The sequence below is a fragment of the Streptomyces lanatus genome, assembly GCF_014655715.1.
Lineage (GTDB): Bacteria > Actinomycetota > Actinomycetes > Streptomycetales > Streptomycetaceae > Streptomyces > Streptomyces lanatus.
Genome location: NZ_BNBM01000008.1, coordinates 378,817 through 397,636 on the forward strand (window position 1 = coordinate 378,817; position 18,820 = coordinate 397,636).

Here is an 18,820-nt window from a genome sequence, read left to right on the forward strand (position 1 = left end):
TTCCCAGCGCGGATCGACCGTGAGTGCCCGTCCTGGCCCGCGCCCCCGCAGATGTGCGTGGGCCAGGACGGGCGCCGATGAAGTCGCCCTCCAGCACACTCCGCGGACCGAGGAGGACGCCCGTGCGGTGCCGCTCGAGGGCGCTGAACCAGCCCATCGCGCCCGTCATCGTCTCCGCGGTGGTCCCTCGGGGCCAGGATCACCAGCCGGGTCCCGGAGCCGAGCAGCGTGATCGCCAGACAGTCGGCGCGCTTCACAGGTGACGCGGGTTGTGGGCGTTGCGTGTCGAAGCGCCGCAAGGATCTTCCGGAACGCGTGCGGGCCGTGCACAGTCAGCACGGCCGCACGCACGTTTCACCGGGAGGTCAGCCGATGGGAGCCAAGGACCCGCTATCCACCGAGGGCGTCAGCCGACGCCGGTTCCTGGGCTATGTGGTCGCCGCCTCGACACTGACGGTCGCCGCACCGCTCGGCGAGGGTGAGGCCGCCGCGGCAGTCCCTTCCCTGCCCGGCCCTGCCGAGATCTACGACCTCAACGACATGCTCACCCACGCCGCGCTCCCCACGGCGAACCTGATCACCATCCGGCTCGACAGCGACGGAACCGCCTCCTTCGCCCTGCCGCGCGCCGAGGTCGGCCAGGGCATCACCACCTCCAGCGCCATGCTGATCGCCGAGGAACTCGACCTCCCGCTGGAGAAGATCCACGTCACCCTCGCCGACGCCCGCCCCGAGCTGCTGTTCAACCAGATCACGGGTGGCTCGAACACCACCATCTCCACCTACACCCCGATCCGCGTCGCCGCCGCCGTGGCCCGGGGCCGCCTGCTGAAGGCAGCCGCACTCGAACTGGGAGAGGCCCTCGGCACCCTCACCGCGAAGGCGGGGGTCATCGTCTCGACCGTGACCGGCAAGAGCCTCACCTACGGCGAACTCGCCGCGAAGGCCGCCTCGATGACCACCGGCCAGGTCGCCGTCACCCTCAAGGAACCGGCTGACTTCAAGGTGATCGGCACCGCCCGGCGACGCATCGACGCGCTGGAGGCCGTCACCGGCCGCAAGAAGTTCGCCATGGACGTACGGGTGCCGGACGCGCTGCCGACGATGGTGTGCCGGCCGCCCACGATCAACGGCACCGTCCGCGAGGTGGCGAACCTGGACGCGGTGCGGGCCATGCCCGGCATCACCGACATCGTCCGCGTGTCGAGCGGGGTCGCCGTGCGCGGTCGTACCTTCGGGCAGTGCATCGATGCCGTACGGGCACTCGAAGTCACCTGGGGACCAGGAACCGCCGAGGACGCCTCCGACGAAAGCATCCGCGCCGAACTGCGCCGGGCCGAACTCCCGCTCCCCGGCCTCGACTTGCTCACCAAGTCGGTCGACGCCCGCTTCACCTTCCACTTCGCCAGCAACAGCGCCCTGGAGACCAACTGCGCAGTCGCCGACGTACGCGAGGACTCGGCCGAGATCTGGGCGAGCCTGAAGTCTCCGATCGTCGCCCAGGAGGAGATCGCCCTCAGGCTCGGCCTCCCCGTGAGCGCTGTCAAGGTCCATGTGACGGAGGGCGGCGGCTCCTTCGGTCGCAAGCTGTTCCACGACGCCGCCGGCGAGGCCGCCGAGATCTCACGCGCGATGGGCAAGCCGGTCAGGCTGATGTGGCACCGCACCGACGACTTCCGGCAGGGCCGCACCCACCCCATGTCCACCTCCCGCGTACGCGCCACCTACGCGCTCGGCCAGGTGCTCACCTACGACCAGCGCCACACCTCCGTGGCCACCGACTTCGGCCACGGCGTCGGCGAGATCATCACCGCCGAGGCCGCCCGACTGCCCGTCGGTGACCTCACCTTCTCCGAGACGATCTTCACCCTGACCCAGCAGACTCCCTACCGCTTCGGCGTCGCCACCCAGCTCCTCAGCGAGACCGACAAGCGCTTCAACACCGGCTCCATGCGCAACATCTACTCGCCCAACGTGCGCTGCGCGCAGGAGCTGGTGGTGGACGAGCTGGCCAAGCGCATGGGCAAGGACCCGTACCAGTTCCGCCGCTCCTTCCTCAAGGACGAGCGGGCACGGGCCGTCCTCGACAAGGTCGCCGAGGCGGGGGAGTGGGGCCGGAGCATGCCGGCCGGGACGGCGCAGGGCATCGCGCTGCATCCCGAGTACCACGCGTACGTCGCCGTCCTCGCCGAGATCGACTGCCGCCCGGAGACGACCGGACGCGAGATTCCCGACGCGTATACGGGACCCCGGGTGATGAAAGTCGTGTGTGCCGTGGACGTCGGTCTTGCGGTGAACCCGCGCGGCCTTCAGGCCCAGATGATGGGCGGCATCATGGACGGCATCGCGATCACCCTCAGCTCCGGACTGCATCTGACCGACGGGCATTTCCAGGAGGGCAGCTGGGACAACTACTTCTACACCCGGCAGTGGAACACCCCGCCCGAGCTGGAGATCATCGTGATGCCGCCGACCACTGAAACGCCCGGTGGTGCGGGCGAGTTGGCGGTCGCGGGCGCGATGGCGGCCGTCGCCTGCGCCTACGGACGCGCGACCGGGAAGATGCCGACGACCTTCCCCCTCAACCACGCCGACCCGCTCCACTTCGAACCGTTGCCCACCTCCCCGCCGATCCCCGCGTCCCCCGTCGACGGCCTGAACCGCGCCTTCTAGGAGCCCCCGTGCCCGAACACACCTTCATCCTCAACGGCGAGTCCGTGACCGTGGACATCGAGGACGACGTACGGCTGCTGTGGGTGCTGCGGGACGTCCTGGGCGTCACCGGACCGAAGTACGGCTGCGGGCTCGGCGTCTGCCAGGCCTGTACGAGCCACATCAACGGCAAGGCGTTCAACCCCTGTTCGGTCCCCGTGAAGGACCTGCGCCCCACCGACGAGGTCACCACCATCGAGGGCCTGCCCGCCACGGTCGGCAGCGAACTGCACCCGATGCAGGAGGCCTGGCTGGAGTACGACGTCGCCCAGTGCGGCTACTGCCAGCCCGGCCAGATCATGACCGCCGTCGCCAAGGTCCGCCAGGCCCGTGAGGAGGGCCGCGAGATCAGCGAGGCCGACCTCGACGAGATCCGCAACGTCTGCCGATGCGGGACGTACCACCGCATCCGCGAGGCGATCGTGGCGGGCGCGAAGAAGTACTGAATGTGCCCCGTGGCCACGGGGCACATGGCATCAGCAGGTGGGGCGCTGTGCGTGAGCCGGATCCAGGGCGTTGAACACGAGCCGTGTGGCCACGTCGTTGTAGCTGATGGCGACGTGGTCGGTGAACTCGGCGGGGCACACGTCCTGGAGCTTGATGTTGGTGACGTTCGGGGCGGCGTCGAGATAGGCCGAGGTGTACGGGGTGACGACCTCGTCGTACCGGGTGGTGATCACCGTGTACGTGACGCCCGGGTCGGTCTCGGCGCCGGTGTTGAGGTCCTTGAGGAAGTCCGAGCCGATGAGCTGCTGGCTGCATGCCTTGCAGCCCGCTCCGAGCACCGCGTTGCCGCCGGGGATCACCAGGGCGAGGAGGCCCAGGCCCGAGAACGTGGTGCCGTGGTTGGACGGGGTGAGGGCGATGAGCTTGTCGACCTTCGCGGCGCCGCCGAGATGCTTGAGGTAGTGACGCGGCATCATGCCGCCCTGCGAGTGCCCGACGAGGTCGACCTTCGCGGCGCCGGTCGCGGCCCGCACCCGGTCGATGAAGTCCGCCAACTGGCGGGCCGACGCGGCCATGTCCTCGGTGCCGAGGAGCGGGCCTGAACTGCCGCCGTGGTTGAGGGCGAAGACGCAGTACCCGGCCTCCTTGAGCTTCGGTGCCAGGGACGCCCAGTTGTCGTAGCGGTTCTCCAGGGTGCCGTGCACGAGGACGACGGGGCGCGGATGGGCGGCGCCGGGGCGGCAGGTGAAGTCGTTGGCGCCCGTGGGCGAGGCCGTCGGGTGGGCCAGGGAGTATGCGAACGCCGACGCGAAGTCGTCCTGGGGCGGGCCGGTCTGATCGGCCACCGAGACTGACTCGGCATCGGTCGGGTCCGGGGTCGCCCGGGAGCGGTCGACGCCGATCACGCCGATACAGACGGCCACGGCGAACGCGGCCAGCGACGAGGTCACCAGGCGACGGCGTGGGGTGCGCCGGTGGGTGCGGGTGCGCATGGGGAGGGTTCCTCCGACTGCTCGTGGGGAGCGGCAGCGGGATCCGTGCGGCCTGGTCACAACGGCGAGACACGGAAGCTACTGACGCGTAACGTCGGATCCACACTCGCGTCGCCCGCGGGGGGCGACCAGGAGAGCCGCGGAGGGAGACGGGAAAGATGTCATGGGCGTGACACCTTTGCCGCGCTGTGCCTCACCAGCGGCAGTCTCCCCAGCCATCACCCCTCACCCATCGCCCGGGACGGAGCGACCGCGATGACGGCACAGGCCAAGACGTTCACGCGTCAGCCCTGGCACGAGCTGCCCCCGGTGCTGGCCGCGCTGATCCGCTCCCGGACGGAGCACATCGTCGCCGATATGACCCGGGCGATCCGCGAGGAGGTGCCCGCCTACCGCCGTCCGCTCGAATCCGCCGTCGGCCGCGACCTGGTCGAGTCGATCCGTCGCGCCGTGCTGCAGTTCGCGGAGCTGATCGAGCACCCCGACAGCGCCCAGGACCATCACCTCCACCACATCCGGCACCTCGGCCGCATCGAGTTCCTCAACGGCCGTACGACGGACGCCCTCCAGGCCGCCTTCCGGGTCGGCGCACGCGTCGGGAGCCGGCGCTACGCCGAGTTCGTGCAGGAGGCGTCGCTGCCGCCGCAGACGGTGCTGACCCTGCACGAAGCCGTGCTGGTCCATATCAACGCCCTGTCCAATGAGGCGGTGAAAGGATTCCTCGCGGCGCAGCTGCGCTCGGAGGGCGATGTGAAGCGTGCCCGCCGCGCGCTGGTCGAGCGGCTGCTGGAACCACCGCGAGGGCAGGAGCGCGCGCCGCTGGGACCGTTGGCCGAGCGGGCCCACTGGGCGCTGCCGGACGCCGTCGCGAGTGTGGTGGTGCGTTCGGCGGGGCGCTTCTCGGTGCCCGGTGCGGACGGCGAACTGCTCTCCCTCGGCCGGGGCAGCGACCTCGTCCTGGTCGTGCCCGAACCGGACACGAGCGACCTCATCGACCGGGTGCGGGACGCCGCCCGGGGCCGTGTCGCCGTCGTCGGCCCGGCCGTACCCCCGCACGAGGCGTGGCTGTCCCTCCAGTGCGCCCGCCTCGCCATCGACCGGCGCGCTGAGCTGCCGCCGGAACACGACGACGGTGTCTTCCTGCGCGTCGACGACGAGTTGGCGGAGCTGCACCTCCTCCGGGGCGCCCCCATCGGCCAGTTGCTCGGCCGCCGGGTGCTGGGCGTCTTCGCCGACCTGCCCCAGGGACGGGCCGCCCGGCTCGCCGAGCCCCTGGACGCGCTGCTGATGTCATGGGGACGTACGGCTCCCGAGGTCGCCCAGGCGCTGGGCATCCATCCGCAGACGGCTCGTAAGCGGCTACGTCAGCTGGAGGCGTTGTTCGGTGATCGGCTCGGCGATCCGAGGTTCCGCTTCGAGGCGTTGCTGGCCCTGCGGACGCATGCGTTGCGTGCCGATGCAGGGTGAATCGCTGTGAATCACCAGTCGCGGGCGATCTCCAGGAGGTGGTCGCGGACGAGGGCGACATGGGGGTTGCCGGACGAGCCCGGGCGTTGGACGAGGAACCCGGTGTTGATCGGCGGATCGTCCGGGTCGTGCAGCAGGACCAGCGCGCCCGAGGCCAGCTCTGCGGTGCAGAGATAGCGGGGGAGCACGCTGAACCCCGTGCCACCCGCCACCGCCGCCTTCACCGCGTTCAGGTCGGGCATGGTCACCGCCGGGTGACGTACGAGCCGTCGGCCGAAGACATGACGCCAGTAACGGCGCACGATCGGCAGGTCCTCGGCGTAGGCGACCAGTGGCACACCGTGCAGCGCGGCGGGCCCGTCGGCAGCGATCCGCGCCGGACCGCCGATGCGCTCCGCCCAGTCCGGCCCCGTGACCAGCACGAACTCCTCGTCCGCCATCGGCACCGAGGTCAGCGCGCGACCGCGCGGCCGGTACGTCGACAGCACCAGGTCGTGGCGGCCCGCCCGCAGCTCCTCAAGGAGCGGTTCGGTCAGACCCGGCGTGATACGCAGCCGTACGCCCCGGTCGACCAGCGGGGCGAGGGCGGGCATGACACGCACGGTCAGCAGCTCGGCCGGACCGGCGAGGTGCACCGGCTCCGCCTGGACGTCCGGGGAGCCGCCCGGCCCCGTGACGGTGGCGAGGGCGTCCAGCGGCTCCACGACCCGGGCGGCCAGCTCGTCCGCGTAGGGGGCGGGGGCGACGCCGCGCGCCAGACGCTGGAACAGCTCCCGGTCCAGCTGCCGCTCCAGGGTGCGGATCTGTGTGGTGACCGTCGGCTGGGACAGGCTCAGCAGGCGGGCGGCGGCGGTGAAGGAACCGGTGCGGTAGACGGCGAGGAAGGTGCGGAGGAGGTTCAGGTCGACCGGGGGTGCGGCGGCGAGTGGGGTGCGGGGTCCCTCCACCTCCTCATTATTGGAATTCCTATGTCTCATATCCAAGAGGCTATTGGATTTCAATGGCATGGCGGGCGTACGGTCGTCCCCATGTCCAAGATTCTTTTCGTGATGACCGGTGCCGACCAGTGGACCCTGGCCGACGGCACCAAGCACCCCACCGGCTTCTGGGCCGAGGAGGCCGCCGCACCCTACGAGGCGTTCAAGGCCGCCGGTCACGAGGTCGTCGTGGCCACGCCCGGTGGTGTCGTACCGCCCGTCGACCAGGGCAGCCTCGCGGCCGGGGCCAACGGCGGTCAGGAGAACGCCGACCGCGTCGCCGCCGTGCTCGAAGCGATGACGGAGCTGCGGGAACCGGTCCGGTTGGAGGACGTGCGTCTCGATGACTACGCCGCCGTGTTCTACCCCGGCGGTCACGGCCCGATGGAGGACCTGGCGGTCGACGCCGACTCCGGCAGCCTGCTGACCGGGGCCCTGAACTCCGGCAAGCCGCTGGGCGTCGTCTGCCATGGCCCCGCCGCGCTGCTCGCCGCCACCGGGGCCGATGGCGTCAACTCCTTCGCCGGTTACCGGGTGGCCGCGTTCACCAACACCGAGGAGACCCTCGGCGGCCTCGCCGGCAAGGCCAAGTGGCTGCTTCAGGACCGGCTCACCGAGGCGGGCGTACTGGTCCAGGAGGGCGAGCCGTGGGTTCCGAACGTCGTGGTCGACCGCAATCTGGTCACCGGTCAGAACCCGGCGTCCTCCGCGCCTCTGGCCGTCGAACTGCTGAAGAAGCTGGGCTGAGGCACGGGTTCCGTTACGGCTCTGAGGTCTCGGACTCGAGTGCGGTGCGGGTCGCCCTGCCGTAGACGCCGGACTCGTCGCTGAGGATGACGCGGGTGAACTGGTATGTGCTCACGGCGCTCTCGACCTGGCGGTCGTAGGTGCCGTCCGCGTCCCCGGCGTAGAGGCCGATCTGGTTCAGGCGCAGCTGGAGTTCGGTGACTTCCGGTCCCTGGTCGCCGAGGCGTAGCACCGGGGGCTCGCCCTCCGGGGCGCTCGGCTCGGGGGCGGTGCTGGTGGTGGGCGCCGCGCTGGACGGGGTCGCGGTGGGGGTGGCAGGGGCGCTCGGGGTGGCGGCGGGGCTGTCGCCGGCCGTCGTGCTGGGTGAGGGCGATTCGCTCCGGGACGGGGAGGCGGAGGCCGTGCCCGAGGACTGGCCCTCGGGAGCGGTGCCGTCCTCGGCCGAACCTTCCGGGATGGGTTCCCGTATGTCGTCGGAGACGGCGCCGCCCCGTGACGGGCTGTCATAAGTGAACAGCCCGCCCAGGAACGCTCCCGTGAGCAGGACGGCCAGGGTGGCGCCGGCGCCGGTGATCAGCAGGGTGCGGCGTCGCTTGCTGCGAGGGTCGACCGTGTCGACGGGTGGTGGCTCGTCGGGCGTCGTCCGTGCGGAGGGCGGGAGTGCGGGCGGGGCGTCGGCGTCCGGGTCCGCCAAGTCCCTTGTCTCCTGGGCGTCCCCGTCCCCGTCCCCGTTCCGGTCCGCCCCGGCGTCGTCGCCGAGTTCCACGAACCGCCGTATCCGCACCGGATCGAAGTCCTCCGCGGCTGCCCGCTCCGCCGCGCGCGCGTCGCGACGGGCGTCGGAGGCGCGGCGCGCGCAGGCGCAGGCGGGGGTTCCGTCGGATGCCCGGGGTGTGCCGCACTCCGGGCAGACGGGGCCGTTCGGTTCGCTCACGTAGGGGTCCCTCTCCATGCAGGATCCAGAGTTTAGGCATAAGTTCAACACTCAATCTCCATCACCCCGGAGGTTGTCGGGAGGTTGTCGGAACCAGCCCTTCCGGCTGTCCGAAACCAGACGTACGGGTACGGCAGCGGGCTCAGGCCGAACGCCGGGGCGGGGAACCGGCCGTGGGCCGGTCGAGGTGGGCGGTGAACCAGTCGCGGGCCAGTTCGGCGACCGTGGTGAGCGTGCCCGGTTCCTCGAAGAGGTGCGTGGCGCCCGGGACTACGGCGATCCGGTGCTCGCAGTGCATCCGGTCGGCGGCAAGGCGGTTGAGGCTGAGCACCTGGGCGTCAAGGCTGCCGACGATGAGCAGCGTCGGCGCCCTCACGTGGGTCAGCGCCGCCGGAGTGGCGAGGTCGGGGCGGCCGCCCCTGGAGACGAGCGAGATGATGCCGGAGCCGGACAGCGCGGCGGCCTCCAGCGCGGCCGCGGCACCGGTACTCGCCCCGAAGTAGGCGACGGGCAGCCCGATTTCACCGCGCAGCCACACGGACGCGGCGTGCAGGCGCCGGGCCAGCAGAAGGATGTCGAAGACGTTGTGCCGGTCGTGCGCCTCGTCGTCGGTGAGCAGGTCGAGCAGCAGGGTGGCCAGTCCGGCGCGGTTGAGGGCGGTGGCGACATAGCGGTTGCGCGGACTGTGCCGGCCGCTGCCGCTGCCGTGCGCGAAGGCCACGGCGGCCGGCGCGCCGTCCGGTACGACGAGCCGGGCGCCGAGTCGGGCTCCGGCGGCCGGCAGCATCACCTCACGGTTCGGCAGGCGCGGCGGCCCGGCGGGGGAGTGCGGTGCGGAGCGGGCGGCGCCGGTGAGCAGGGCCGTGACCTCGCTGTCCTCGGTCTGGGTGAAGTCCCGGTACCAGGCGCCCACCGAGCCGAGGACCTCCTGAGGCGAGGGACAGACCACTTCATCGGCGACCCGCCGCAGCCGGGCGATGCTGTGGACCGGTGCCACAGGCACGGCCAGCACGACACGCGCCGCTCCCTGTCCCCGTACGACCCGACAGGCCGCCTCGGCCGTGGCGCCGGTGGCGAGCCCGTCGTCGACCACGAGAGCCGTGCGTCCTGCGATCGGCAGCGCGGGCCGGCCCTGCCGGTAACCGCGCACCCGCCGCTCCAGTTCGGCCCGCTCGGTCTCCTCCACGGCCGTCTGCTCGGCGGCGTCCAGCCCGGCGTCGCCGATCACATCGCGGTTGAGGACCCGGACCCCGTGCTCGCCGATCGCCCCGAACGCCCACTCCGGCTGCCAGGGCACCCCCAGCTTCCGCACCACCAGCACATCGAGCGGTGCACCCAGATACCGGGCCACCTCCGCGGCCACGGGCATCCCACCGCGCGGCAACCCCAGCACCAGCACGTCCCGACCACGCAGCCCGTCCAGCCCTTCGGCCAGCAGCCGCCCGGCCGCCCTGCGATCGTCGTAGCGCATACACCGCCTCCCGCGCCCATCAGGGCGGGAGCCTGTTTCCTTCCTTCTCAGGCTACGACTGTTCCAGCACGGCCGAGAGACGACGAACGGCAAGCCCAGCAGGGCCCCCGACGCCCGACCCCTAGGAGACGCACCAGTGCCTGCTCTGCCCCCACCCCGCCTGGCTCTCCTCGGCGGAGGCTTCTCCACCGACGGCGACGGGCTGCTCGATGACTGGGCTCTGTCGCACGCTCGCCCTGCCGGCGGCCCCACCAAGATCTGCTTCCTGCCCACCGCGAGCGGCGACGCCCCGGCATACGCAGAGAAGTTCCTGGCCGCCTTCCGCGCCCGCCCCACCTGCGACCCCTCGGTGCTGCCGCTGTTCCAGCGGACGCTCGGCGACGAGGCGTTCCGCGCGCATCTCCTCGCCCAGGACGTCGTCTATGTGGGCGGCGGCAACACCGCGAACCTGCTCGCCGTGTGGCGGGTGCACGGCGTGGACCGGATTCTGCGCGAGGCCTACGACCGCGGCACGCTGCTCTGCGGCATCAGCGCGGGCGCCAACTGCTGGGCCGAGGCCTCGCACACCGACTCCTTCGGACCGCTGACGGCCCTGCCGGACGGTCTGGGGCTGCTGGCCGGGTCGGTCTGCCCGCACTACGACAGCGAACCGGGACGCCGCCCTTCGTACCGGTCGGCGGTGGCGAGCGGAGCGCTCCCCGCAGGGTGGGCCCTGGACGACGGGACCGGGGTCCTCTTCACCGAGGGGCGGATGACGGAAGCGGTGACGCGGAGGCGTGGGGCGCGGGTCTACCGGGTGGAGGCGGAGGCGGGCGAGCGGGCGCTGCCCTGTCGTCCCCTCAGCCGCTGAGCCCTTCCGCACTTGGCGATTTCCGGTCGGTACCCTCACCCCTGTTGCCGTGTTCAATCACTCGTATCGCGTCACGCATCACGCCATGAAACGGACGTCCCCACACGTCAGGAGGCACCGTGATCGACGCTCCCGAGCCCGGACTGACCGAAGACGACATCATCGAACGGGCCGTGAACCTGCGGCCCGTGCTGCTCGAACGCCAGCCGGAGGCGGAACGGCTGACGCACTACCCGAAGGACACCCACGACGACTTCCTGCGCGCCGGCTTCTACCGCATGCTGCAGCCGCGCAGGTACGGCGGATATGAGTTCGGCCTGCCCGTCTTCTACCGCGTGGTCACCGAGATCGCCCGCGGCTGCCCCTCCACCGGCTGGGCCCTGTCCCTCACCGCCGCCCATGTCCTCCAGGTCGCGTCGGTCTTCGAGGAGAGGGCACAGGAGGAGATCTTCGGCACCGACGGCGACTTCCGGGCCGCCTCCACCGTCGCCCCCATCGGCGTCGCCCGACCCGACGGCGACGGCCATGTCGTCCTCGACGGCACCTGGCCGTACTCCTCGGGCGCCCCCTACTCCACCCACTACGTCGGCCAGACCCTGCGCGCCCCCGACCGACCAGGCGCCCCGCCGGGACCACCGGTGCTGTTCGTCGCCCCGCGTTCGGTGTGGACGGTGCTCGACGACTGGCACGGCGTGCTCGGCCTGCGCGGCACCGGCTCCAACAGCATCCACATGGAGCAGGCCCGCATCCCCACGTACCTGACCCGCGAGGCGAGCCTTCTCGACCTGCCCGTCGAGGGCGGCAGCGTCGGCTCCGCACTGCACGGCAACCCCATGTACGCCGGCCGGGCGCCGAGCTTCTTCCACGGCGAACTGGCCGCCATCATGATCGGTACCGCCCACGCCGCCGCCGACGAATACGCACGCGTCATCGCCGAGCGCCCCCTCATCCTCGAACCAGGCCGTACCCGCGCCTCGCTCCACGACTACCAGCGGCATCTGGGCGAGGCCCTCGGCGTGATCCACATGGCCGAGGCCGCGCTGCGCCGCACCGCCGAGGAATGGATGGAGACCTGCCGGCGCAACGCCACCGGCGGCGCCCCCTTCACCACCGCCGAGGACAACCGCCTGGCCCTGATGTTCCTGAACGCCGGCCGTATGACCTGGGACGTCCTCCAGAGCACCCTCTTCCGCACGGCCGGTTCCCGACACGCCCGCGACGGAGAGCGGATGCAGCGCTACTTCCGGGACGCGGCGACGTACTGGACCCACGTGGGGCCCAGCATGACCGAGCCCCTCACTCGCCGGGTCGGCTGCGACCGCCTCGGGCTCCCGTCGGACCACATTCCATTGATCCCATGACCTGCACATCCATGCCCGGCCAGAGGAATGTTCCCGTCCGGATCGGGGTACGCGAGCAGGGCCGCGCCGGGGCCCAGCACCCCGCGATCATGCTCCGGGCGGACCGCACTACCGCCGCTATACAGGGGATCTGCCATGGACACACCCGCGAAGGACTACACCGCCACACCGGCCCGGCGGGCGCTGGACGCGCTGGCCGACAACACCGAGGACAGGGCGGCGCTGGACATGCTCGCGAGCAGCGATGTCCTCGTCCCCGTGCCCGACGACGCCGATGAGGCGGACGCCACCGATCCCGGCGCAGTGGCGCTGCCGGTCATCGAGCGGCCGGGCGGTGAGCCGGTCGTCCCGGTGTTCACCTCCGAGCCCGCGATGGCCGAGCTGCTGCCCTACATCTCCCGTTACCGCCTGGTCCCGCTGGGGGCGCTCGCCTCCCAGTGGCCGGCCGAGGACCTGGCGCTGGCCATAGACGCCGGCTCCACGCACCCGCTGACCCTGACCTCGGATGGCGTTCGGACTCTGCTGGCGCGACCGTAGCGCCCGGAAAGGGCCTCGAAAAGGAAGGGGATGAGCGGCCGAATCGAGGCCGCTCATCCCCTTTCCCGTGCCGTGGGCGGGTGGCGTCGCGGACACCGGGGAAAGGTCGGCCGGAACTGCTCCCCGCCGCGGGGTGGTTCGGCCGTATGGAGGGGGAAGATCCCACCGGGAGGGCCGACGCGAAAGGGTGGGGGGGTCGTCTTGAGGGTCGTCCTGCTCGGCACCGGCGCCGGAGGCGGTTTCCCGCGCTGGAACTGCGCCTGTGTGCGGTGCGACGCCGCCCGTGACGGCAAGCTGCCGGCCCGCGGCCCGGAATGCGCCGCCGTCACCGGCAACTCCCGCGACTGGTGGCTGCTCAACACCTCGCCGGACATCCGCACCCAGCTCGGCGCCGCCTCCGCCCTGTGGCCCGGGCCCCGGCACACCCCGGTGCGGGGCGTGCTGCTGACCGACGCCGAGGCCAACCATGTGGCGGGCCTCGCTGTGCTGCGCGACGCCCCGGGGCTGAAGACGTACGCCGCCCCACCGGTGCTCGCCGCGCTGGCCCGGGCACGGACGGCGCTCGGCCGGCATGCCCCGTGGGAGTGGGCCGACAGCCTGGCGGAGGGCGGGTTCGTGCTGGCCGGCGGCCTGGTCGTCACGGCGCATCCCGTCCCGGGGACCGCCCCGGCGTATGTGCCGGCCCGGCTCAAGGACCGCCACTGGGTGATCGTGTACCGCGTCGAGGACCTGGTCACCGGGCGGGTCCTCGTGTACGCGCCCCGCGTGAGCACCTGGTCCCCGTTGCTGGACGACCTGGTCGCGACGGCGGACGGCGTCATCCTGGACGGCACGCACTTCGCCCCTGAGGAGTCACCGGAGCCCGCCCGGCATCTACCGGTGTCGGGCCCGACCGGCAGCCTCGCCACCCTGGCCCGCCACCGGCACGTCCGCCGGATCTACACCCACCTCGCGGACACCAACCCCCTGCTCGACCCGGCCTCACAGGCCCGCGCGCTGGTGACGGAGGCCGGCGTGGAAGTCCTTCCGGACGGGGCGGAATTCGCGCTCTGGAGGGGAGCGGTTCGCCTCATGCGCCCAGCGCCCGCGCCAACGCGTCCCGCTGCAACGGCAGAACCTCGGCGTGCAGCTCACGCCCCTTGCGGGTCAGAGTGACGTACACCCCGCGCCGGTCCTCCGCGCAGACGGAACGCTCCAGCAGACCGTCCTTCTCCAGCCGGCCGATCAGCCGGGACAGCGCGCTCTGGCTGAGATGCACCCGCCCGACGAGGTTCTGCACCCGGCACTGCCCGCCTTCCTCGGGCGTCGCCGACACGAGGATGTCGAGCACCTCGAAGTCGCTCGCGCCCAGTCCGTGCGGATGCAGGGCGCGATCGATCTCGCACATCGCGCGCGCGTGCACGGAGAGGATGTCCCGCCAGCGTTCCTCGAGCCCCGCCGCGGCCGTTTTCGCTCCCATATCGGCACCGTAGCACCGATTCGGCCATTTGTTGCCCGTGCAATTAGTGCGTACGCAAGTGACGGGGCGCGGTCGGCGGACCGGGCTCAGCCGGCCGTGTCCTGGAGCAGCCCGACCAGGTTGCCGTCGGCGTCCTTCACGGAGGCGATCAGCCTGCCGCCGCCGACGTCGTGGATGTCCTGGAGCGCTTCGGCGCCCGCGCCCAGCAGGGCCGCGTGGGTCGCCCTGATGTCGGTCACATGCCAGTAGGGGACCGGGCCGGTCATGCCCTTGGAGTGCCCGTTGGGGTCCAGGCCGACGTCCTGCCCGGCGTCCTTGAAGCCGACGTAGTACGGCTCGTCCGCATACGGCTCGGTGTCCAGCAGTGCCCTGAACAGGGCCTTCGCCCGGTCGATGTCCTTGACGGGGTAGATGATCGTGGTGACTCCGGCGGTCATGGCGTCCTCCTGGCGTGATCCGTGCCGACGGTTTTCGTCGGTGGTTTCACGCTAGGCCGGGGGAGCGCGGGCGGCTTCTCGATTCCTGACCGGTTGCGGAGCGGGCGGTGGGGACCTGCTGACGGACGCGGCCGAGCCGCTGCCCCGGCGGGGAAAAGAGGGGCGCGCGCCGAAGGCAGCCTGATCCCCGTGCGGCGCGCCCCCGGGCCCGCTCACGACGTCACGTCGACTCCCGCTTCACCAGCTCCGTCGGCAGGATCACCGCCGCCGGGTCCTCCCCGCCGATCTGCGCGAGCAGCAGCCGCACCATCTCGGTGCTGATGCGGTCGTAGGGCTGGCGGATCGTGGTGAGGGCGGGGTCGGCCTCGGTCGCCGCGCTGGAGTCGTCGAAGCCGCCGACGGCGACGTCCTCGGGCACCCGGCGCCCGGCCCGGCGCAGTGCCGCCAGGGCACCCTGTGCCATCAGGTCGGAGGCCACGAACAGGGCGTCCATGTCCGGGGCCCGCTCCAGCAGCAGCTCGGTGCCCGCCTCGCCGCTGGCCCGGCTGTAGTCGCCGGAGGCGATGAGCCGCTCGTCGATCTCGACGCCCGCCTCTGAGAGGACCTCCTTGTAACCGGCCAGACGATCGACACCGCCCGGGGTGTCCAGCGGACCGCTCACCACGCCGATCCTCCGCCGGCCCAGCGACAGCAGATGGCGCACCATGTCACGGGCACCGTCCCGGTCGTCCGCCGCCACATAACTCACCTTGGAACCGGGCCCCATGGGCTTGCCGCACTGCACCAGCGGCACGCCCGCCTCGCGCAGCTCCTCCGCGACCCGGTCACCGGAGTGGCTGGACACCAGCAGCACACCGTCGACATGACCGGCGGTGATGTACCGCGTGATGCGGCGCCGTTCGTCCTTGGTGCCCGCCAGCATCAGCAGCAGCGGGATGTCGTGCGCGGCCAGCGCCTGGGTGCAACCACTGAGCAGGACATTGAAGTTGGGGTCCTCGAAGAACCTCTCCTGCGGCTCGGTCAGCAGGAAGCCGACCGAGTCCGAACGCCCCGTGATCAGCGAGCGGGCATGCCGGTTGACGACGTAACCGGTCTTGCGGATCGCCGCGTTGACCGCCTCCTGGGCGGTCGGGCTGACGTAGTGCCCGCCGTTGAGCACCCGCGAGACGGTGCCCCGTGAGACTCCGGCCTCGCGCGCCACGTCGTGGATCGTCGGCGGTCTGCGTCGGCCCCCCGTGTTGCTCATGGTCATGACTTTACGGCCCCGGAGAGCAGATCCAGGCTCCAGAACCGCTGGATGACCAGGAACAGCGCCACCAGCGGAAGCACCGCCAGGAACGCGCCGGTGATCACCAGCGTGTACAGCGCCGGAGTGTTGGCGCCCTGTTCGAGGAGGGTGAACAGGCCCAGCGTGATCGGGAACTTCTCGTCGTCGCTGAGCATGATGTACGGCAGCAGGAAGTTGTTCCAGATCGCCACGAACTGGAACAGGAACACCGTCACCATGCCGGGCACCATCATCGGCAGCGCGACCCGCGTGAAGATCCGCCACTCGCCCGCCCCGTCCATCCGCCCGGCCTCCACCACATCGGCCGGCACGGCGGCGGCCGCGTAGATCCGCGAGAGATAGACGCCGTACGGCGAGAGGAGCTGGGGCAGCAGCACGCCCAGGTAGGAGTCCGTGAGGTCGACCTTCGCCAGCAGCAGATACTGCGGGATGGCGAGGATGACCGGCGGCATCAGCACACCCGCGAGCAGCACGTTGAACAGCGCCTCGCGGCCCGGGAAGCGGTAGATCGCCAGTGCGTAGCCGCTAAACGCCGAGACGACCGTCGACAGCAGGGCACCGAGACCGGCGTACAGGGCGGAGTTGCCCATCCACTCCCAGTACACGCCGTCGCGGTAGGCGCTCAGGTCGGAGAGGTTGTCGGCGAAGCCCGAGCCCGGCAGGAAGGTGAACGTGGAGAACAGTTCACTGCCGGACTTCGTCGCCGCGATCACCACCCAGGCGACGGGGAGCAGGCAGTACAGCGCGCCGAGGAGCAGCGTGATCGTCGGGACCAGTGCGATCCGGCGGCGCAGCGGAGGGCGGCTCTGCGCGGTGCCGGGTGTGGTGCCGGCGGCCGTTTCGGCCTTGCCGACGGCAAGGGAGCTCATCGTGCTGCCTCCTGCTTGTTACGACGGTTCGCGGCTCGCAGGAAGCCGAAGGACAGCAGCAGTGTCGCCAGGGCGATGATCGTGGCCTGGGCGGCGGCCGCGTAGATGTCGCCCTTGCCGAAGGCGTCCTGGTACACCTTCATCAGCGGACTCCAGGTCGTGGACACGGAGTTGGTGAGCGGCTTCAGGGTGGTCGGCTCGTTGAACACCTGGAGCGTGGCGATGATCGAGAAGAAGAAGGTCAGCACCAGCGACGGCGCCACCATCGGGATCTTGATCCTGAGCGCGATCTGCAGCGGCGTGGCACCGTCCAGTCTGGCCGCCGCGTACACCTCGACCGGAATCGCCTGCAACGAGGTGTAGATGACGATCATGTTGAAGCCGGTGCCGCCCCACACCGCGATGTTGGAGAGGGCGAGATACAGCGGGCCGCCGTCCAGCAGGTCCGGCTGCGGCAGGCCCAGCTTCTCCAGCACGTAGTAGAAGGGGCTGACGTCGGGGAGGTAGAGGAACCCCCAGAGCAGCGCGGCCACGACGCCCGGGATGGCGTACGGCAGGAAGATCGCGAGCCGGGTGAAGGGCGCGAGCCGCACCTTCTCGGAGTCGAGCATCAGCGCGAACAGCAGCGCGAGGCCCAGCATCACCGGCACCACGATGCAGCCGTAACCGAGCACGCGCAGCGCGCCGGAGATCAGTTCGCTGTCGCCGAGGGCGTCCGTGTAGTTCTCAAGACCGGCCCACACCTCCTTCCGGGCACCGGAACCGAGGCCGAGCCCCGAGACCTTCACCTTGTGGAAGCTGAGCCAGACCGCGTAGCCGATGGGCAACGCGAAGAAGAGCAGGAAGAGGGTCGTCGCGGGGAGGAGGAAGGCGTACGGGGCCCCCTTCACCCCGTACGCCTTCCGGCTTGCGCTGGTCACTCGGCGACCTCGAAGCCCTGCTTCTTCAGGTCGGCGACCGTGTCGTCCTGCATGGACTTCAGGGCGGCGGCGAAGTCCGACTTGTCCTTGGCGGCCTTGCCGAAGGCGTCCTTGAAGGTCGTGTAGGCGACGTTCACGTTCGGGCCCCAGGCCGACGGGGCCGTGGTCTCGGCGATCTCGGCGGCCTGCTTGTAGAAGTCGGGCTGGTTGGAGAAGTAGTCCGGCGGCGTGGTGAACGCTCCGCTGAGCTGCGCAGACGTGGAGGCCGGGTAGATGCCGCCCTCCTTGGCCAGCGCGTTCAGGGCGTCGCCGTCGGTGTTCAGCCAGGCGGCGAACTTCGCGGCGGCCGCCTTGTGCGTGGAGTCCGTGGTGACCGCGGTGGAGGAACCGCCCCAGCTGCCGGTGACGTCGTCCGAGTCGGACCACTGGGGGAGCGGGGCCATGGCCCACTTGCCCTTGGTGTCGGGCGCGGCCGTGGTCAGCGTGCCAGGCGCCCACACCGCGGAGACCCAGGCGATCTGCTTGCCGGTGTTGAGCGCCTTGTTCCAGGCCGGCGTGTACATCGGCTGGTTGTCGATGGCGCCCTCCTTGACGAGGCCGCCCCAGAACTTCGCGACCTTCTCGGAGGCGGCGTCATCGATGCCGACCTGCCACTTCTCGCCGGATGTCGTCCACCACTTGGCGCCGGCCTGCTGGGCGAGGCCCGCGAAGAGGCCGGAGTCATTGGCGGAGAACGTGGTCAGGTCGGTGTCCGGGGCCTTCTTCTTGAGCGCGCGGGCCGTCTCGGCGAACTCGTCCCAGGTGGCCGGGACCTTCAGGCCGTACTTCTTGAACAGGTCCTCGCGGTAGTAGAACATCATCGGCCCGATGTCCTGCGGGACCGCGTACACCGCGTCCGTGCCCAGGGTGGTCTGTTGCCAGACGCCGTCGGCGAACTTGCCCTTCGCGTCGCCGACTTCACCGGCTATGTCGGCGACCGCGTCATTGCTGACCAGCGTCGGCAGCGCCTGGTACTCGGCCTGCACCAGGTCGGGCGCCTTGCCGGCCTTGTGTGCGGTGAGGATCTTGGTGACCAGCGTGTCGCCGGACGCCTGCTTCTTCACCGTGACCGTGATCTGGTCCTGCTTGCCGGGGCCCTTGTTCCACAGGTCGACGACCTTGTCCATGCCGGGCGTCCAGGTCCAGTACGTCAGCGAGACGGGACCGGACTCGGCCTCGCTGTCGTCCTCGGAGCCGCACGCGGTGAGGGCGGTCGCGCCGAGAGCGACGGAGACGCAGACGGCCGCGCTTCTGAAAATGAGCCGCCGACGCTGAGTGATGGGCATGGATCTCTCCCCTGACCTGGGGTCTCC

Annotated in this window: 18 protein-coding genes; 8 read left to right on the plus strand and 10 right to left on the minus strand. The window is 70.9% G+C overall.

The window, feature by feature from the left end:
• The first annotated feature begins 372 nt into the window (after positions 1–372).
• Together IE325_RS23300 and IE325_RS23305 are read left to right on the plus strand one after the other, a co-directional pair.
• Entirely contained in the window at positions 373–2,673 is a 2,301-nt protein-coding gene (locus tag IE325_RS23300; protein ID WP_190071948.1) for a molybdopterin cofactor-binding domain-containing protein, read from the plus strand.
• An 8-nt stretch (positions 2,674–2,681) separates the two neighbouring features.
• A complete protein-coding gene (locus tag IE325_RS23305; RefSeq protein WP_190071949.1) occupies positions 2,682–3,158 on the plus strand; it encodes a (2Fe-2S)-binding protein in 477 nt (158 codons plus the stop codon).
• Between the two features lie 30 nt (positions 3,159–3,188).
• On the opposite strand, the gene IE325_RS23310 is transcribed toward IE325_RS23305, so the two are convergent.
• Positions 3,189–4,151 (minus strand): esterase/lipase family protein, encoded by a 963-nt coding sequence (locus IE325_RS23310; RefSeq protein ID WP_190071950.1) that lies wholly within the window; start codon positions 4,149–4,151, stop codon positions 3,189–3,191.
• A gap of 255 nt (positions 4,152–4,406) precedes the next feature.
• Between IE325_RS23310 and IE325_RS23315 the strand changes: the two genes are divergently transcribed.
• A complete protein-coding gene (locus IE325_RS23315) occupies positions 4,407–5,618 on the plus strand; it encodes a PucR-like N-terminal domain-containing protein (RefSeq protein ID WP_190071951.1) in 1,212 nt (403 codons plus the stop codon).
• 11 nt (positions 5,619–5,629) lie between these two features.
• Here IE325_RS23315 and IE325_RS23320 read toward each other — a convergent pair whose 3' ends face one another.
• Positions 5,630–6,595 carry a LysR family transcriptional regulator gene (locus tag IE325_RS23320; protein ID WP_190071952.1) on the minus strand — a complete coding sequence of 322 codons (966 nt, stop codon included), beginning with the start codon at positions 6,593–6,595 and terminating at the stop codon, positions 5,630–5,632.
• A 51-nt stretch (positions 6,596–6,646) separates the two neighbouring features.
• On the opposite strand from IE325_RS23320, the gene IE325_RS23325 reads away from it, so the two are divergent.
• Positions 6,647–7,342 (plus strand): type 1 glutamine amidotransferase domain-containing protein, encoded by a 696-nt coding sequence (locus IE325_RS23325; protein ID WP_190071953.1) that lies wholly within the window; start codon positions 6,647–6,649, stop codon positions 7,340–7,342.
• Positions 7,343–7,355: 13 nt separating this feature from the next.
• Here IE325_RS23325 and IE325_RS23330 read toward each other — a convergent pair whose 3' ends face one another.
• On the minus strand, positions 7,356–8,276 hold the full coding sequence (locus IE325_RS23330) for a peptidoglycan-binding domain-containing protein (RefSeq protein WP_190071954.1): 921 nt from the start codon (positions 8,274–8,276) through the stop codon (positions 7,356–7,358).
• A gap of 142 nt (positions 8,277–8,418) precedes the next feature.
• Entirely contained in the window at positions 8,419–9,747 is a 1,329-nt protein-coding gene (locus tag IE325_RS23335; RefSeq protein WP_190071955.1) for a phosphoribosyltransferase family protein, read from the minus strand.
• 136 nt (positions 9,748–9,883) lie between these two features.
• On the opposite strand from IE325_RS23335, the gene IE325_RS23340 reads away from it, so the two are divergent.
• From IE325_RS23340 to pqqB, 4 genes are all read left to right on the plus strand, one after another.
• Positions 9,884–10,597, plus strand: coding sequence for a Type 1 glutamine amidotransferase-like domain-containing protein (locus IE325_RS23340; RefSeq protein WP_190071956.1), 714 nt, complete (start codon positions 9,884–9,886; stop codon positions 10,595–10,597).
• 119 nt (positions 10,598–10,716) lie between these two features.
• Positions 10,717–11,958, plus strand: a complete 1,242-nt coding sequence (locus tag IE325_RS23345; RefSeq protein ID WP_190071957.1) for an acyl-CoA dehydrogenase family protein — start codon at positions 10,717–10,719, stop codon at positions 11,956–11,958.
• 135 nt (positions 11,959–12,093) lie between these two features.
• Entirely contained in the window at positions 12,094–12,495 is a 402-nt protein-coding gene (locus IE325_RS23350) for an SseB family protein (RefSeq protein WP_190071958.1), read from the plus strand.
• Positions 12,496–12,696: 201 nt separating this feature from the next.
• Positions 12,697–13,650 (plus strand): pyrroloquinoline quinone biosynthesis protein PqqB, encoded by a 954-nt coding sequence (gene pqqB / locus IE325_RS23355; protein ID WP_190071959.1) that lies wholly within the window; start codon positions 12,697–12,699, stop codon positions 13,648–13,650.
• Here pqqB and IE325_RS23360 read toward each other — a convergent pair.
• From IE325_RS23360 to IE325_RS23385, 6 genes are all read right to left on the minus strand, one after another.
• The gene (locus tag IE325_RS23360; RefSeq protein ID WP_190071960.1) at positions 13,565–13,954 is read right to left on the minus strand and encodes a MarR family winged helix-turn-helix transcriptional regulator; all 390 of its coding nucleotides are present in this window, start codon (positions 13,952–13,954) and stop codon (positions 13,565–13,567) included. The two genes, pqqB and IE325_RS23360, sit on opposite strands and share 86 nt — an antisense overlap.
• Before the next feature lie 86 nt (positions 13,955–14,040).
• Positions 14,041–14,391 (minus strand): VOC family protein, encoded by a 351-nt coding sequence (locus tag IE325_RS23365; protein WP_190071961.1) that lies wholly within the window; start codon positions 14,389–14,391, stop codon positions 14,041–14,043.
• Between the two features lie 220 nt (positions 14,392–14,611).
• Positions 14,612–15,643, minus strand: a complete 1,032-nt coding sequence (locus IE325_RS23370; protein ID WP_190071962.1) for a LacI family DNA-binding transcriptional regulator — start codon at positions 15,641–15,643, stop codon at positions 14,612–14,614.
• On the minus strand, positions 15,640–16,548 hold the full coding sequence (locus IE325_RS23375; RefSeq protein ID WP_190071963.1) for a carbohydrate ABC transporter permease: 909 nt from the start codon (positions 16,546–16,548) through the stop codon (positions 15,640–15,642). Before IE325_RS23375 ends, IE325_RS23370 begins: the two co-directional genes overlap by 4 nt.
• Positions 16,545–17,468, minus strand: coding sequence for a carbohydrate ABC transporter permease (locus tag IE325_RS23380; RefSeq protein ID WP_190071964.1), 924 nt, complete (start codon positions 17,466–17,468; stop codon positions 16,545–16,547). The genes IE325_RS23375 and IE325_RS23380 overlap by 4 nt, the downstream gene beginning before the upstream one ends.
• Positions 17,465–18,793 (minus strand): ABC transporter substrate-binding protein, encoded by a 1,329-nt coding sequence (locus IE325_RS23385; protein WP_190071965.1) that lies wholly within the window; start codon positions 18,791–18,793, stop codon positions 17,465–17,467. The genes IE325_RS23380 and IE325_RS23385 overlap by 4 nt, the downstream gene beginning before the upstream one ends.
• Positions 18,794–18,820: the final 27 nt, after the last annotated feature.

Excerpts from the sequence above, each read along its gene's own strand:
- IE325_RS23300 (WP_190071948.1), top strand. The coding sequence starts at position 373 with ATGGGAGCCAAGGACCCGCTATCCACCGAGGGCGTCAGCCGACGCCGG.
- IE325_RS23310 (WP_190071950.1), bottom strand. The coding sequence starts at position 4,151 with ATGCGCACCCGCACCCACCGGCGCACCCCACGCCGTCGCCTGGTGACC.
- IE325_RS23315 (WP_190071951.1), top strand. The coding sequence starts at position 4,407 with ATGACGGCACAGGCCAAGACGTTCACGCGTCAGCCCTGGCACGAGCTG.
- IE325_RS23320 (WP_190071952.1), bottom strand. The coding sequence starts at position 6,595 with ATGAGACATAGGAATTCCAATAATGAGGAGGTGGAGGGACCCCGCACC.
- IE325_RS23325 (WP_190071953.1), top strand. The coding sequence starts at position 6,647 with ATGTCCAAGATTCTTTTCGTGATGACCGGTGCCGACCAGTGGACCCTG.
- IE325_RS23335 (WP_190071955.1), bottom strand. The coding sequence starts at position 9,747 with ATGCGCTACGACGATCGCAGGGCGGCCGGGCGGCTGCTGGCCGAAGGG.
- IE325_RS23350 (WP_190071958.1), top strand. The coding sequence starts at position 12,094 with ATGGACACACCCGCGAAGGACTACACCGCCACACCGGCCCGGCGGGCG.
- IE325_RS23360 (WP_190071960.1), bottom strand. The coding sequence starts at position 13,954 with ATGGGAGCGAAAACGGCCGCGGCGGGGCTCGAGGAACGCTGGCGGGAC.
- IE325_RS23365 (WP_190071961.1), bottom strand. The coding sequence starts at position 14,391 with ATGACCGCCGGAGTCACCACGATCATCTACCCCGTCAAGGACATCGAC.
- IE325_RS23370 (WP_190071962.1), bottom strand. The coding sequence starts at position 15,643 with ATGACCATGAGCAACACGGGGGGCCGACGCAGACCGCCGACGATCCAC.
- IE325_RS23375 (WP_190071963.1), bottom strand. The coding sequence starts at position 16,548 with ATGAGCTCCCTTGCCGTCGGCAAGGCCGAAACGGCCGCCGGCACCACA.
- IE325_RS23385 (WP_190071965.1), bottom strand. The coding sequence starts at position 18,793 with ATGCCCATCACTCAGCGTCGGCGGCTCATTTTCAGAAGCGCGGCCGTC.